This window comes from Aeromonas sp. 2MA4, assembly GCF_029237305.1.
Taxonomy (GTDB): domain Bacteria; phylum Pseudomonadota; class Gammaproteobacteria; order Enterobacterales; family Aeromonadaceae; genus Aeromonas; species Aeromonas salmonicida.
Genome location: NZ_JAACFY010000020.1, coordinates 54,933 through 68,669, shown reverse-complemented (window position 1 = coordinate 68,669; position 13,737 = coordinate 54,933). Strand labels below are relative to the sequence as shown.

At 57.0% G+C, this 13,737-nt stretch carries 11 protein-coding genes; 6 read left to right on the top strand and 5 right to left on the bottom strand.

Going from position 1 to position 13,737, the window contains the following annotated elements; genetic code table 11:
• Positions 1–34 precede the first annotated feature (34 nt).
• Positions 35–2,863, bottom strand: coding sequence for an excinuclease ABC subunit UvrA (gene uvrA / locus GWQ31_RS18175; RefSeq protein ID WP_265462678.1), 2,829 nt, complete (start codon positions 2,861–2,863; stop codon positions 35–37).
• A gap of 95 nt (positions 2,864–2,958) precedes the next feature.
• The gene (locus GWQ31_RS18170) at positions 2,959–3,621 is read right to left on the bottom strand and encodes a LuxR C-terminal-related transcriptional regulator (protein WP_265462679.1); all 663 of its coding nucleotides are present in this window, start codon (positions 3,619–3,621) and stop codon (positions 2,959–2,961) included.
• 518 nt (positions 3,622–4,139) lie between these two features.
• On the opposite strand from GWQ31_RS18170, the gene GWQ31_RS18165 reads away from it, so the two are divergent.
• Both GWQ31_RS18165 and GWQ31_RS18160 read left to right on the top strand, forming a co-directional pair.
• On the top strand, positions 4,140–4,730 hold the full coding sequence (locus GWQ31_RS18165) for a single-stranded DNA-binding protein (protein WP_275909965.1): 591 nt from the start codon (positions 4,140–4,142) through the stop codon (positions 4,728–4,730).
• Between the two features lie 168 nt (positions 4,731–4,898).
• On the top strand, positions 4,899–5,657 hold the full coding sequence (locus GWQ31_RS18160) for a transporter substrate-binding domain-containing protein (protein ID WP_265434554.1): 759 nt from the start codon (positions 4,899–4,901) through the stop codon (positions 5,655–5,657).
• Between the two features lie 75 nt (positions 5,658–5,732).
• Here GWQ31_RS18160 and GWQ31_RS18155 read toward each other — a convergent pair whose 3' ends face one another.
• Positions 5,733–5,855 carry a hypothetical protein gene (locus GWQ31_RS18155; protein ID WP_005316524.1) on the bottom strand — a complete coding sequence of 41 codons (123 nt, stop codon included), beginning with the start codon at positions 5,853–5,855 and terminating at the stop codon, positions 5,733–5,735.
• Between the two features lie 454 nt (positions 5,856–6,309).
• On the opposite strand from GWQ31_RS18155, the gene GWQ31_RS18150 reads away from it, so the two are divergent.
• From GWQ31_RS18150 to GWQ31_RS18135, 4 genes are all read left to right on the top strand, one after another.
• Positions 6,310–7,188, top strand: a complete 879-nt coding sequence (locus tag GWQ31_RS18150; protein ID WP_034524357.1) for a cation diffusion facilitator family transporter — start codon at positions 6,310–6,312, stop codon at positions 7,186–7,188.
• A gap of 172 nt (positions 7,189–7,360) precedes the next feature.
• Positions 7,361–7,645, top strand: a complete 285-nt coding sequence (locus tag GWQ31_RS18145; RefSeq protein WP_011899186.1) for a DUF3811 domain-containing protein — start codon at positions 7,361–7,363, stop codon at positions 7,643–7,645.
• A 492-nt stretch (positions 7,646–8,137) separates the two neighbouring features.
• Positions 8,138–8,350 (top strand): RNA chaperone/antiterminator CspA, encoded by a 213-nt coding sequence (gene cspA, locus GWQ31_RS18140; RefSeq protein WP_005316548.1) that lies wholly within the window; start codon positions 8,138–8,140, stop codon positions 8,348–8,350.
• A gap of 429 nt (positions 8,351–8,779) precedes the next feature.
• On the top strand, positions 8,780–10,726 hold the full coding sequence (locus tag GWQ31_RS18135) for a ligand-gated channel protein (RefSeq protein ID WP_265422327.1): 1,947 nt from the start codon (positions 8,780–8,782) through the stop codon (positions 10,724–10,726).
• A 31-nt stretch (positions 10,727–10,757) separates the two neighbouring features.
• Here the strand turns inward: GWQ31_RS18135 and GWQ31_RS18130 are convergent, their stop codons facing one another.
• Entirely contained in the window at positions 10,758–12,173 is a 1,416-nt protein-coding gene (locus tag GWQ31_RS18130) for a sensor domain-containing diguanylate cyclase (protein WP_275909964.1), read from the bottom strand.
• A 173-nt stretch (positions 12,174–12,346) separates the two neighbouring features.
• Positions 12,347–13,732, bottom strand: a complete 1,386-nt coding sequence (locus GWQ31_RS18125) for an ATP-binding protein (RefSeq protein ID WP_275909963.1) — start codon at positions 13,730–13,732, stop codon at positions 12,347–12,349.
• Positions 13,733–13,737: the final 5 nt, after the last annotated feature.

The window sequence follows — 13,737 nt, the reverse complement described above, 5'->3', positions numbered from 1 at the left end:
GGGCCCAGGGCCCCTTGTCTCATGACTGCTGTGATTATTTTACCAACAGCGGCGCCAAAAAGCGCGCCGTATGAGAATCCTCACAACGGCTGATCTGCTCCGGCGTGCCCGTCACCAGAATGCGACCGCCACCAGCCCCCCCCTCGGGTCCCAGATCGACAATCCAGTCGGCGGTTTTGATGACGTCCAGATTGTGCTCGATGATAACGATGGTATTGCCGCGATCCCGCAGTTGATGCAATACCTTGAGCAGCTGCTGGATATCGTGGAAGTGCAGCCCTGTGGTCGGTTCATCCAAGATATAGAGGGTCTGGCCGGTGTCACGCTTGGAGAGCTCGCGCGCCAGCTTGACCCGCTGCGCCTCGCCGCCGGAGAGCGTTGTCGCTGATTGACCAAGGCGAATGTAAGAGAGACCCACATCCATCAAGGTTTGCAGTTTGCGTGCCACTGCCGGTACCGGATCGAAGAAGGCACGCGCGTCCTCCACCGTCATGTCCAGTATTTCGTGGATGTTCTTGCCCTTGTACTTCACCTCCAGGGTCTCGCGATTGTAACGCTTGCCCTTGCAGACATCGCATGGCACGTAAACGTCCGGCAGGAAGTGCATTTCCACCTTGATGACCCCATCCCCCTGACAAGCTTCGCAGCGACCGCCCTTGACGTTGAAGGAGAAGCGACCCGGCAGATAGCCACGGGAGCGCGCCTCCTGCGTGCCGGAAAGCAGCTCGCGGATCGGGGTGAACAGGCCGGTATAGGTGGCCGGGTTGGAGCGCGGTGTACGACCGATGGGGCTTTGGTCGATATCCACCACCTTGTCCAGGTGCTCCAGTCCCTCGACACTGCGATAGGGCGCCGGGGTCGACTCGGTCGCCTTGTTGAGCTCGCGGTGAGCAATGCGGAACAGGGTATCGTTGATCAGGGTCGACTTGCCGGAGCCGGAAACGCCGGTGACGCAGGTCATTACCCCCAGAGGCAGGTCCAGATTGACGTTGCGCAGGTTGTTGCCGCTCGCGCCTTTGAGTTTCAACCACTTGCCGGTGAGCGCTGTACGCTCGGCAGGAATGGCAATCCGCTTGCGGCCAGAGAGATAGTCACCGGTCAGCGAATCCGGGTTGTCGATGATCTGCTGGGGTGTCCCCTGGGCCACGATATTACCGCCATGCACCCCGGCCCCGGGGCCTATGTCGAGCACGTGGTCAGCCAAGCGAATGGCATCCTCGTCGTGCTCCACCACGATGACGGTGTTGCCCAGATCGCGCAGATGGATGAGGGTCGTGAGCAGCCGCTCGTTGTCACGCTGGTGCAGGCCGATGGAAGGTTCATCCAGCACATACATGACCCCAACCAGGCCGGCGCCAATCTGGCTCGCCAGCCGGATACGCTGGGCTTCCCCACCGGAGAGGGTCTCTGCACTGCGTGAGAGACTCAAATAGTTGAGGCCGACATTCACCAGGAACCCAAGCCGTTCGACGATCTCTTTCAGGATCTTCTCGGCGATCTGGGCGCGCTGGCCGGTCAGGCTAAGTCCCTCGAAGAAGGCCAGCGCATCCCCGATGGACTGTTCGGCGATGGCGGAGAGGTTGCGGTTGTCCACGAATACGTGGCGCGCCTCTTCCCGCAGTCGACTACCGCCACAACTGGTACAGGATTTGTTGGCGATGTACTTGGAGAGCTCTTCCCGTACCGAGTTGGACTCGGTTTCACGGTAGCGGCGCTCCATGTTGTGCAGGATCCCCTCGAACGGATGCTTGCGCACCACAACGTCACCGCGATCGTTCATATAACGGAACTCGACCTCGGTACGGCCCGAGCCACGCAGGATCACTTCCTGGGTCTTGAGGGGCAGATCTTCCCACGCGGCCTCCAGATCGAACTTGTAGTGATCGGAGAGGGATTTGAGCATCTGGAAGTAATAGAAACTGCGCTTGTCCCAGCCACGAATGGCGCCGTTGGCCAGACTGATGGAAGGATCATGGATCACCTTGGCCGGATCGAAGTATTGCTGTACCCCGAGCCCATCACAGGTGGGGCAGGCACCGGCAGGATTGTTGAATGAGAAGATGCGCGGCTCCAGCTCCGACATGGAGTAGCCACACTCGGGGCAGGCGAAGTTGGCAGAGAAGGTCATGGGCCCAACCCCCTCCTCCCCATCCATGGGCACCACCTGCACGATACCGCCTGAAAGAGTCAATGCCGTCTCGAACGATTCGGCCAGCCGCAACGCCAGGTCATCGCGTACCTTGAAGCGGTCCACCACCACTTCTATGGTGTGCTTCTTGTGCAGCTCCAGGGTGGGTGGATCCGAGAGATCACACACCTCGCCATCGATACGGGCCCGGATATAGCCCTGGGCCGCCAGATTCTCCAGCAACTTGATGTGCTCACCCTTGCGATCCCGTACCACGGGGGCCAGCAGCATCAGTTTGCTGCCCTCCGGCTGGGTCAGCACCTGATCCACCATCTGGCTGATGGTCTGGGCGGCGAGCGGGATGGCGTGAGTCGGGCAACGGGGCTCACCTACCCGCGCAAACAACAGACGCAGGTAGTCATAAATTTCAGTGATGGTGCCGACGGTCGAGCGCGGGTTGTGGGAGGTGGATTTCTGCTCGATGGAGATGGCAGGGGAGAGCCCCTCTATATGATCCACATCCGGTTTCTCCATCAGGGAGAGAAACTGGCGGGCATAGGCAGATAACGACTCCACATAGCGACGCTGCCCTTCGGCATAAAGGGTATCGAACGCTAGGGAAGACTTGCCTGAACCGGAGAGGCCGGTAACCACGATCAGCTTGTCGCGGGGCAGGGTCAGATTGATGTTCTTGAGGTTATGGGTGCGAGCACCCCGGACCACTATCTTTTCCATCTTGTTGCACGCTCGATACACAAATCAGAGCGAATCAGTATGGCATAGAGACTACTGGATGAATAGACAGGTTTTATCCATCATGCCCATCGATTTCAGAGATATTCTTTCGCCCAGCTAACCGCCTGCAACCGGTTCTTGACGTTCAATTTCTTGAAGACGTTATAGAGGTGGGACTTGATGGTGTGCTCGCTCACAAACAGGCTGTCGGCAATCTCGGTATTGGAGGCACCCGTCATCAGGTAGCGGATGATCTCCTGCTCGCGCGCAGTCAGCAGCGTCTGGTTGCGCAGGTGATGTTCTCCCCCCTTGCGGTAGTAGTTGACCAGATCGCACAGCAAATGGCGCGGGATCCAGTACTCCCCCTGCAACACCTTGCGAATGCCGAGCACCAGCCGATCCAGCGGATCCTGGCGGAAGAAGAGTCCGCTGGTGTGAGGCCACATCAGCAGCAACTCGCGATCCGTGCTGGTCGGGGCATTGAGCAATATCGTATTGGCTTCCCCGAAGCGACTGGAGATCTCCCTCGGCCACCCCCCCTGCTGGCTCGACTTGAGGTAATCCAGATCGACCAGAAATAATGGATGTGACTCTCGCCCATCCTGTTCCGGCAGCGCCTCCAGGGTGCTTACCAGCAGGATGGGGAGTGCCAGCTGCTCAGTCAGATAGCTCTGAAAACTGGTCGCCTGCACATTATTTTCAGTCACCAGTACGACTATGGTGTATGGGGTGGTCATGAAGAGCACGTCCTTGAACATTCAGGCCATGGTTTTTTGGCAGCAGAGAGTACCAAGCCCCCCAAACGCTGCAGCATTAAAAAAGCATTAGACGCCAGTGTGCCTCTTTTGAAACTCACCAATTTCCCAAGCAATACAAATGACTAGCCATACCCCCCCATTTGGGTGGAATACTGGCACTGTGCCCGGCAAAGAGTGTCACAGTGCAGTCGGAACCCGTTTTGCTACGTTTGCTCAGGCCATCCAGTCCTGCTCGCTTGCTGGTCATGGTCGGCCTCGTGTAAGTTAATCCTTCGGTTCATGCTCCGGGTGGAGGATGACAGGGCAGGAAGATGTGCGCTCGTTCACGCCAACTGTTATTATTGCGGCCAAAATCTGAAAGCGGAACATTGGCCAGCTGGCCGACTGAACCGGGTTCAGTCATCGCATGATGTGTCAGTGTCGCCAAGCGATGCTGCCTATCTCGCAGAAAACAAACGATATGTTGAATTGGTCCGGGCATATGGCCTGGCCGGTATATAAAGGGTGGAAGAGAGATTATGGCCAGTCGAGGCATCAATAAAGTCATTCTGATCGGTAACCTGGGACAAGACCCCGAAGTACGCTACATGCCGAGTGGCGGTGCCGTGACCAATATCACCCTGGCCACCTCTGAAACCTGGCGCGACAAGCAGACCGGCGAGCAGAAAGAGCGTACCGAATGGCACCGTGTGGTATTCATGGGCAAGCTGGCCGAAGTGGCTGGCGAGTACCTGAAGAAGGGCTCCCAGGTCTATGTCGAAGGGAAACTGCAGACTCGCAAATGGCAGGATCAAGGTGGCCAAGAGCGTTATACCACCGAAGTGCTGGTAGACAGCTTCAGTGGCGTGATGCAGATGCTGGGTGGTCGCCCGCAAGGTGGCACAGGCCAAAACATGGGTAGCCAACCTCAAGCGCAAGGCAACTGGGGTCAACCACAACAAGGCATGCCAGCCCAGCAGCCGGTAAACCAGGCTCGTCCTGCCGCCGCACCGCAGCAGAACATGCAGCAGCCACAAGGCGGTTATGGTCGTCCTGCTCAGCAGCCCCAGTCAGCACCGCCTGTCTACAACGAGCCGCCGATGGACTTCGACGACGATATCCCGTTTTAATCGGCAATGAATCCCGAGAGGCCCTGTTCATGCAGGGCCTTTTTTTACCTGTTATTGACGCAGGCACAGCATGTGGTGCTATTCCTGTGTGAATGTGGCCGTTATTTCCACGTGTCACAGGCCGTCTTGGGATTATGCTCAGGGCGACTCGTTTGCCAGAGAGAACTCATGGTGTTTCTGCATCGCACGCTACTGCTCACCATTTGTCTGACCGCCGCCATGGTGGCCCCCCGGCTATTTGCCGCCGAACTGCTGCGGGTGGGCGTCAGCTTCGCCATCCCCCCCTATGTGATCGAGGAAGAGGGACGCGGGATCGAGCTCGACCTGTTTAAAGAGGCCTTTCGCGACAGTGGCTATGAGCCCCGCTTTGAATATCTGCCACTGGAACGCACTTTCCGGATGCTGGAGTCCGGCAAGCTTGACGCCATCATCAACGTCAAGCCCGGCATGCTGAACAATGTCTTCCTGTCACAGCCCGTAATTGCCTTCCATAACCGGGTGTTCACCCTCGGCAAGACTCACATCAGCACACTGGACGATATGAAAACCCTGAGAGTCAGCGCCTTTCAGCGGGCTCGCCAGATACTGGGAGGTGCCTTTGCCAGCATGGCGGATCAAAATCCCAGCTATGAGGAGGTCGCCAAACAACAGGGGCAGGTTCACAGACTGATGCTGGGGCGGGTGGATGCAGTGATCCTGGAGCAGCGGGTGTTTTACTACTATCTGGCAGAGCTGGCCGACAGCAAATATGGTGCCGAACTCTATGCTAGTGGCCGGGTCAGGCAATATGACCTGTTTGCGCCAACCCATTACCATTTCGCCTTTCGTCAGGTGGAGCTGCAACGCAGGTTCGATCGCCAACTGGATGCCATGCGAGCCGACGGACGCTATAGGAAGATCTTCGAGGCCTACGGCGCCACACCATAAGGCGAAAACATAAAAGCCAGCCTGTGAAAGGCTGGCTTGATACTGGCTCCAGAGGAACTACAGCGTGGAGGAGCGTTACTTTATAGCGCTGCCATTTTTCAGGTCTGCTTTCTGACGTTTGGCGTCGCGCTTCTCTTTCAGTGACATCTGCGGTTTTTTCTTGGCATCTTTGCCGTTGTGATGTTCTTTGTTACTCATCATCAAACTCCAAAAATGTTACCCAGACAGTTGGAACCCAGGTTCCAGCATGCCATCCGAATCGTAGACTTCAGTAGTACGCTTTCAGTGACGACCGATTGATCGCACTCACTCCAGCATACCCCCAATGTTGCGCAAGAATCCACCCTCATCAGCCAGGTTTGTCCTGAGTCATGCCTCCATCTCGACCCCGATCGGATACCCGATGGCATGAAAGGCCAAAAAACCTGAGTATGCCTGATAACGTTCGCCTCCCCTGACATATTCACTCACGAGTCGAAATAAATCACCAAATCAAAAATAACTATTCTTTAAATAAGACAAGGTAATTTAGATAAGCATTCTCACTACCGTCAGAAACAAAATATTACAACCTGAATAGGCGGTTTTATTTTCAAGCTGATATTATCCCGACTTATTTTTATAATTATGTTTCCGAGAATAAGGACATCCCATGACCAGAAAAACGAGGGCGGCGCTGGTCTCCGTCTGCTCAAACATCACACTGATTATCATGAAGATATTCGCTGGCATTCTGAGTGGCTCCGTCAGTATTATTTCGGAGGCCATTCATTCGGCAATGGATCTGGTGGCGGCTCTCATCGCCCTGTTTGCAGTACGCAGGTCAGATATTCCCCCCGATCAACGCCATCCTTATGGACATGACAAAATAGAAAACGTCTCCGGCGTGATCGAAGCTTTGCTGATCCTGCTGGCCGCCGGCTGGATCATCTTCGAAGCTATCGGCAAGTTGATCACACCAACGCCGATCGAAAGCGTGGGTTTTGGCGTACTGGTCATGCTGATCTCGGCGCTGGTCAACAGCGGCGTCTCCACCTATCTGTATCGGGTGGCAAAAGAGGAAGAATCCGTTGCCCTGGCAGCTGATGCCCTGCACCTCAAGGCAGACGTGTTGACCTCCCTCGGGGTGGCTGTCGGTCTGTCGGGTATCTGGCTCGCCGCCGGGCTGGGTTACAACCTCTATCTGCTCGACCCCATAGTCGCCATCTGCGTGGCGCTCTTCATTCTCAGAGAAGCAATATCCATGCTTGACCAGGCTTTTCAACCACTGCTGGACCACAGCATGAACGAGGAGGAGCTGGCCATGACGACCCGAGTGATCGAACAGTGCTGCCCGGAGCATGGGGGCTTTCACGCCCTGCGCAGTCGCCAGGCCGGACGCCGTCGCCACATCGATTTCCATCTGACCCTGCCCAAGGAGATGAGCATCGAACACTCCCACGCCATCTGCGATCGGATAGAAGAAGGCATAATGCGTCACATACCTCATGCCATAGTGCTGATCCATGTCGAACCGAGCGGCCACAGCTGAGAGCTGTACCAGGCAAACCGGGACATACGAGAAATCTGCAGTGAACTGGCAGATAAATGACGGAGAAAAGTGCGGAACCGGCTCTTTTATGCCAGCAGAGCGGATTGCATAAGAAATAGTCGGTGAAAATGTGTTAATGTATTCCACCCCCCAGCCGCCCCAGGAGCGCGCCGTGAAAAAGTTGGAAATGAAAGACCTCACCGAAGCCGAAAAGGCCGAGATAACCCTGTTGCTCCAAAAAGCCCAGGCCAATGCTGATCATCAGCTGACCAACGCAGAACGTAACAGGATCCGTGAGGAAGGCCGGCTTAAAATCGTGGCAGATCGTGCAGAGGCGGCCAAGGTGGCTTCCAAACTGGCTCGGGAAAAGGCCAAAGAACGGGCCAGAAATCAGGTACTGCCAGAAACCTTCAGCTGGATCGACTCCGTCAGCAACAAGTTTCGCAGCAAGCGCTGAGTTAGCGCTGTGTTGATGAGCGCCCACCCACACCAGACCGGTGTGGGTGGGCGTTTGCCATTCAGGCCCTGCGGCAACCAAGGAAGAGCACTGCTATACCGCTCTTGATCAGGAACGCCTCTACGCCAGTCAGAAAGCAGTCACAAAAAAGCTCGGCGCCAATCATAGCAAGGGCCAGCGCTCAATCTCGCCAGTGAACGCCGTGACTCATGTGACAATATGAAGTTGGTAGCACGTCGATAACCAGAAATTAATATTGAGATAAAGTTTGCTTTAACGAAGAGAGCATGTTTTAATCTCTCTCGATGGTTCGGTAGTTCAGACCTGTTTATGTTAGGCAGTCATTTTAGTAAAGCAGTGATTAGTATAAGAGTTATCTACGATAGTTCTTATTAAATAATTCTCCTTCTTTAGTGCTCCCCATACGTATTGCTGACGAAAAATCATAGATTGCCAACTTTTGGCACTTAAAACACTATTTAGGAAATTATTATGTCTAACAAAATGACTGGTACCGTTAAATTCTTCAACGCCGAGAAAGGTTTTGGTTTCATCTCCCCGGCTGACGGCAGCAAAGACGTGTTCGTACACTTCTCTGCAATCCAGTCCACCAGCTTCAAAACTCTGGACGAAGGTCAGCGCGTTGAGTTCACCATCGAGCAAGGCCAGAAAGGCCCGGCTGCTGCCAACGTAGTTGGTCTGTAATTCAAGCAAGGAAGCCTTCACGCTAGCTAACGCCTGCTGAGAAGACCTTCTGCAAGAATTAAAAAAACCCGCCTAGGCGGGTTTTTTGTTGTCTGGAATTCAGTGTTTACCCCGCTTACCCCTTCTCTCTCAGCCCTTTCATCTCTCCCTCGACTCTGTTCATCTTGCTGCTTTATGTCACCCAGGTACTCCCCGCTCTGTCTGCCCCTCCTGCTGGCCCTATGACAGCTCAATAAACTTAATGAGATTAATTATCGTTTACACATCTTTCACTGATCATTACAATGCCAGCCGACAAACGGGAAGATTATTCAATTGAACCTTCCCGGTCCTGATTTCACGCGGGATGCAGTGAAGTCACCCCATCGAGTTCACCCAAAGGATGAATGTCACTTTCTCATTAAAAGAGTTCAGGCCAACATGATAAAAATGCACCGCAACAAGCTGACCACGCTCATTCTCGCCGCCCTCGCCTCCCACGCCTATGCCACCGAACAGGAAGTCATGGTTGTGACGGCTTCCGGCTTCCAGCAGAAGATCGAAGATACCGCCGCCTCCATCTCGGTAGTGACCCGTGAGCAATTGGAAAAACGCGCCTACCGCGACGTGACCGATGCACTGAAAGATGTGCCGGGCGTGGTGATCACCGGGGGTGGCAGCAGCAGTGACATCAGCATTCGTGGCATGGGCTCCAAATACACGCTGATGCTGGTGGATGGCAAGCGTGTCGACAGTCGTGGCACTCGTCCCAACAGCGATGGCCCAGGCATAGAGCAGGGCTGGTTGCCACCGCTGCAAGCCATAGAGCGTATCGAGGTAGTGCGTGGCCCCATGTCCTCCCGTTACGGATCCGATGCCATGGGCGGCGTCATCAACGTCATCACCCGCAAGACCGCCAGCATGACGGCGTGGCAGGGGTCGCTGCATGCTGACTCCACCTTCCAGGAGAACAAAGACTCAGGCAACATCTTCCAGACCAACGCCTACACGGCCGGCGCTCTGGTAGACGGGCTGCTGGGGGTGCGTCTGAACGGCCAGCTTTCCCATCGCGGTGAGGATCAGTTCCAGAATGGCTTCGCCGAACAGGAGATGCGCAGCGGCACTGCCGTGTTCAGCCTGACCCCTGACGAGCACAATCGCTTCGACTTCGAGGCCAGCCGCGGTCTGCAGGATCGTGATCGCACGCCGGGTGAGTCCATCCCGGCCAAGTCCAAGCCCAGCCTGAGCACTTACGAGCGCACCAACTACGCCATCACCCACGACGGCCGCTACGACTTTGGCTCCTCCACCAGCTATCTGCAGCGGGAAGAGAACACCAATCCCGGCCGCCAGATGAAGCTCATCAACACCATAGCCGACACCCACACCCAGTTTGAGCTTGGGGATCACTACCTGAGCGTGGGTGGCCAGTACCGCTACGAGGATCTGCAGGATCAGGGCAACCAGCTCAACGTGGTCAACCGCGCCAACCAGTTGACCCGCTGGAGCTGGGCCATGTTCGTGGAGGACGAGTGGGCACTGACCGACAGCTTCGCCCTGACCGGTGGCGTACGCATGGACAGGGATCAGAACTACGGCACTCACTGGAGCCCGCGTCTGTACGGGGTCTGGCATCCGGCCGAGTCATGGACGCTGAAAGGGGGCGTCTCCACCGGCTATCGTTCACCGGATCTGCGCATGTCGGCCGCCAACTGGGGCCAGGCCACGGGTGGGGGCACTCAGGATGGGATGCTGGTGGGCAGCCCGGCACTCAAACCTGAAACCAGCGTGAGCCAGGAAATCGCACTGCTGTGGGATGGTCAGGAGGGGTTGAGCACTGGGCTGACTCTGTTCAACACTGACTTCGAGGACAAGATCTCCGAGATCCGCCGTTGCACCAGCAAGAGCGATCCCTCATGCACCCTGAACGGTCATACCTATGACTTCATCAGCGACCGCATCAACGTCGACAAGGCGAATATGCGCGGGGTGGAAGGCACGGCCAACTGGGCCATCAACGAAGACTGGTCGCTAGCCTCCAGCTACACCTTCACCCAGTCCGAGCAGAAGAGCGGCTCGATGGAAGGCAAGCCTCTGAACCAGATGCCGCGCCACATGTTCAACACCACGGTCGACTGGCAGACCACAGAAGAGGTCAGCCTCTGGTCACGGGTCAACTTCCGCAGCAAGACCTCTGACTACCTGAGCCGGGTCAAGATGGCAGAGGGCACGCCTTCCTACACCTTCTTTGACACAGGTCTGGTCTACAAGGCCAACAAGAACCTGGACGTGACCGCCGGTATCTACAACCTGTTCGACAAGACGGTGGATTACACCAGCTTCGGTACAGTGCTGGACGGTCGCCGCTACACACTGGGGATGACCTACAACTTCTGATGACTCACCGCCGCCCATCCCGGGCGGCGGCCTATTTCACCTCTTTGTCAGCATCCCCTTCTGCATAACAGGCTGCCTGCCAGGTATTGCGACCACGGGATTTTGAACCGTACATCAGCTTGTCTGCCTGCTGCAGCAAGCCAGTGCTCTCTGCCCTGACCCCTGATGGAACCCAGACGGCCCCCGTGCTGATGGAAAGCCCCAGCTCACCGGCACTGGTCTGCAACTTCTGAGCACTCACCCCCCGTCCGATCCGGCTTGCCCAGCCTTGCAACGCCGCCATATCTACCATCGGCAAGCTGATACAAAACTCCTCTCCCCCGATCCGGGCAAACAGCGCATCGCTTGGCAAGATGGCCTCCACCCGCTCGGCCAGGGCGACGATCACCTCATCCCCGACGCCATGGCCAAAGTGATCATTGATGCCCTTGAAGCGGTCGATGTCGAACAGCAGCAGGGCCGAAGCCTGACCGCTTGCCAGCCGCTCGGCCAAGAGCGGCAAGAAGGCGCGCCGGTTCAGGATCCCCGTCATGGAGTCTGTGTTGGCGAGGCTCTCCAGCCGGGCATTGGCCCGGACCAGCTCGGCGGTACTGCTCGCCACAGCCCGCCTCAGCTGCACTATGTAAACCAGCAATACAGCCCCTGCCGCCGCCGATAGCCAGAACCATAAGTGAATTGGATAGACGGTCTCTATATGCATCCATTTGCGAGTAATGCGCTCCCTGTCCGCCTCACCCATGCGAGAAAATCCCTGTTCCAGCTCCTGCAACAGGGTCTGATTGCCCTTGGCGACGGCAAAACGCACCTCATCGCTGTAGAGATGGCGCACCGGAATGAAGCGGGTGGGATCTTTGGAGGTGTAGATATAAAAATTGGCCATCTGCAGATCGGCGATGAAGGCATCCAGCTTTCCGCTCAAGGCGGCACTCAGCATGGCATCGTTATCGTCAAAGGTTTGCAGACGCGTGGTGGGAAAGTGTTTGCGGGCGTAATACTCCTCGTAACCGCCCGCTACCACCCCCACACTCTCGTGCAACAGGTAGTAATTCACATCTGTGCCGCGCAGGGAGTTGGCAAAAAACAGCTGGGCGTCCAGCCGGGAGAGCGCCCGACCATAGTCATAGAGCGGATTGCGCTCCTGTGACCAGAGCAGGCCGCCATGGACATCGGCCTTGCCAGTGCGCACCAGCTCCAGCGAGGTCTGCCAGTCCACCAGCTTGAACTGGACCGGCCGCCCAGTGACCCGCTCGAACTCCCGCCAGTAGTCGATCAACAGGCCATCCGGCTGCCCCTTGTCATTGATGTAGGAGAAGGGCTGCCAGGCCTTGGAGTTGGCCACTATCAGGGGTTTGACCGCGGGGGTAGCCCAGACGGGCAGCAAGAGTGCAAGGAGCAGCAAACCTGCGCCCCAGCTGACCCACCAACCTGCCCCAGAAGAGACCGCCATTCCTGAACCCACCTTGTTATTGGACATCTATGCGGCCATTTATTATCACTAGCTTCATCATAGAAGAGCAAGCATGACCCAGTATGAAATTGGCGTTATTTCAGTCTGATAGCAGCAAAATAAACCAAGGAGGGCGCCACCTTGGCGCCCTCCTCATACAGCCTCGACAACAGTTAAAGGGGCAGGCTGATCCTGGCTTCCAGCCCTCCCTGCTCCCGGTTGTGCAGGGTGAGTTCGCCCCCATGCTGGTGTACCAGGGTGCGAGCGATGGAGAGCCCCAACCCAACGCTACCGGATTCGATATTGCGCGCCTCATCGAGCCGTACGAACGGCTTGAACACATCTTCCAGCCGTTCAGGATCTATGCCAGGCCCCTGATCGCAGACCCGGATCAACAGCTCACTCTCGGTGCGCTCCAGCGATACCTCGGCACTGCCGGCGTACTTGATGGCATTGCCGATGAGGTTTTGCAGCACCCGCCGTAAGGTATTGGCGCGGCAGGCATAGACCTGCTTTCCCTCCACGAGGCAAGTCACCGGCTGACCGGTATCGGCATAATCGTCACACAGACTCTCCAGCAGACTGACCAGATCCAGCTCCCTGGTCGCCTCCTGCTGCCCCTCTTCCCGGGCAAAGCTCAAGGTGGCCGCCAGCATCTGCTCCATCTGTTGCAGGGTCTGCTGAATGCGTTCCTTGTCCTCTCCCTCGGCCAGAAACTCGCTTCTTAGCCGCAAACTGGTGATGGGGGTACGCAAGTCATGGGAGATGGCCGCCAGCATCCGGGTTCTGTCCTGCACGAAGCGGTCGAGCCGGGTATGCATGCGGTTGAACGCCTGGATGGATTCACGGATCTCGGTCGGCCCCTCTTCGTGGAGCGGCTCTATATCCTCGCCACGCCCCAGCCGGTCGGCGTTGGCGGCCAACTGTTTGAGCGGCCGGGTCGCCCGGCGAAACAGCCAGATCATCAGGCCTATCACCATGCTAGCTACCAGCATCAGGTTGAAGGTGGTCTGCCAGGACCAGCTCGACGACTCCTTGTCCACCAGAGAGCTGAACTGCAGCCAGCCCCCGCGTGGCAACTGGATGGAGCCATACAGCCGCATGTCCTGCGGTGGCGGCATCCCCTTGCGGTCCTTGATCATGCGGGAGTGATGCTTCCAGGCGCGGCTGCGCTGGGCATCCTGCTTCAGCTCGGCGCTGATCTCCACCATCAGTGACGGCGGATAGCCCAGCCGTGAACGCACCTGCTGCTCGAAGCGGGGGCTGCGATTCTCCGGTTGCAGCGGCTCGTCAGAGAGGCGCAGCAGCAGGGTATCACTGCGGCTCGCCTTGAGAATTTCGTCGTAGAGCGAGGGGGGGGACAGGGCCAGCAGACGCGCCACAGAGACGATGCGCTGCATGGCATTACGACTGTTGATGTAGCCGAGCGCCTCCTCCCGATCCGAGCGGTAGATCTGGATGCTGAGCAGCTGGATCAACACCAACCCGGCCAGTGCCACCAGTATGATCTGGCCGGTGAGCCCCTTGGGCCAGAGGCGGGAGCACAATCGCTTGATCATGGCCA

Bases quoted from the DNA above. Each gene is read 5' to 3' on its own strand.
- cspA (WP_005316548.1), top strand. From the start codon at position 8,138: ATGTCTAACAAAATGACTGGTACCGTTAAATTCTTCAACGCCGAGAAA.
- GWQ31_RS18130 (WP_275909964.1), bottom strand. From the start codon at position 12,173: ATGGCGGTCTCTTCTGGGGCAGGTTGGTGGGTCAGCTGGGGCGCAGGT.
- GWQ31_RS18170 (WP_265462679.1), bottom strand. From the start codon at position 3,621: ATGTTCAAGGACGTGCTCTTCATGACCACCCCATACACCATAGTCGTA.
- GWQ31_RS18155 (WP_005316524.1), bottom strand. From the start codon at position 5,855: ATGAGTAACAAAGAACATCACAACGGCAAAGATGCCAAGAAAAAACCG.
- GWQ31_RS18160 (WP_265434554.1), top strand. From the start codon at position 4,899: ATGGTGTTTCTGCATCGCACGCTACTGCTCACCATTTGTCTGACCGCC.
- GWQ31_RS18135 (WP_265422327.1), top strand. From the start codon at position 8,780: ATGCACCGCAACAAGCTGACCACGCTCATTCTCGCCGCCCTCGCCTCC.
- GWQ31_RS18125 (WP_275909963.1), bottom strand. From the start codon at position 13,732: ATGATCAAGCGATTGTGCTCCCGCCTCTGGCCCAAGGGGCTCACCGGC.
- uvrA (WP_265462678.1), bottom strand. From the start codon at position 2,863: ATGGAAAAGATAGTGGTCCGGGGTGCTCGCACCCATAACCTCAAGAAC.
- GWQ31_RS18150 (WP_034524357.1), top strand. From the start codon at position 6,310: ATGACCAGAAAAACGAGGGCGGCGCTGGTCTCCGTCTGCTCAAACATC.
- GWQ31_RS18165 (WP_275909965.1), top strand. From the start codon at position 4,140: ATGGCCAGTCGAGGCATCAATAAAGTCATTCTGATCGGTAACCTGGGA.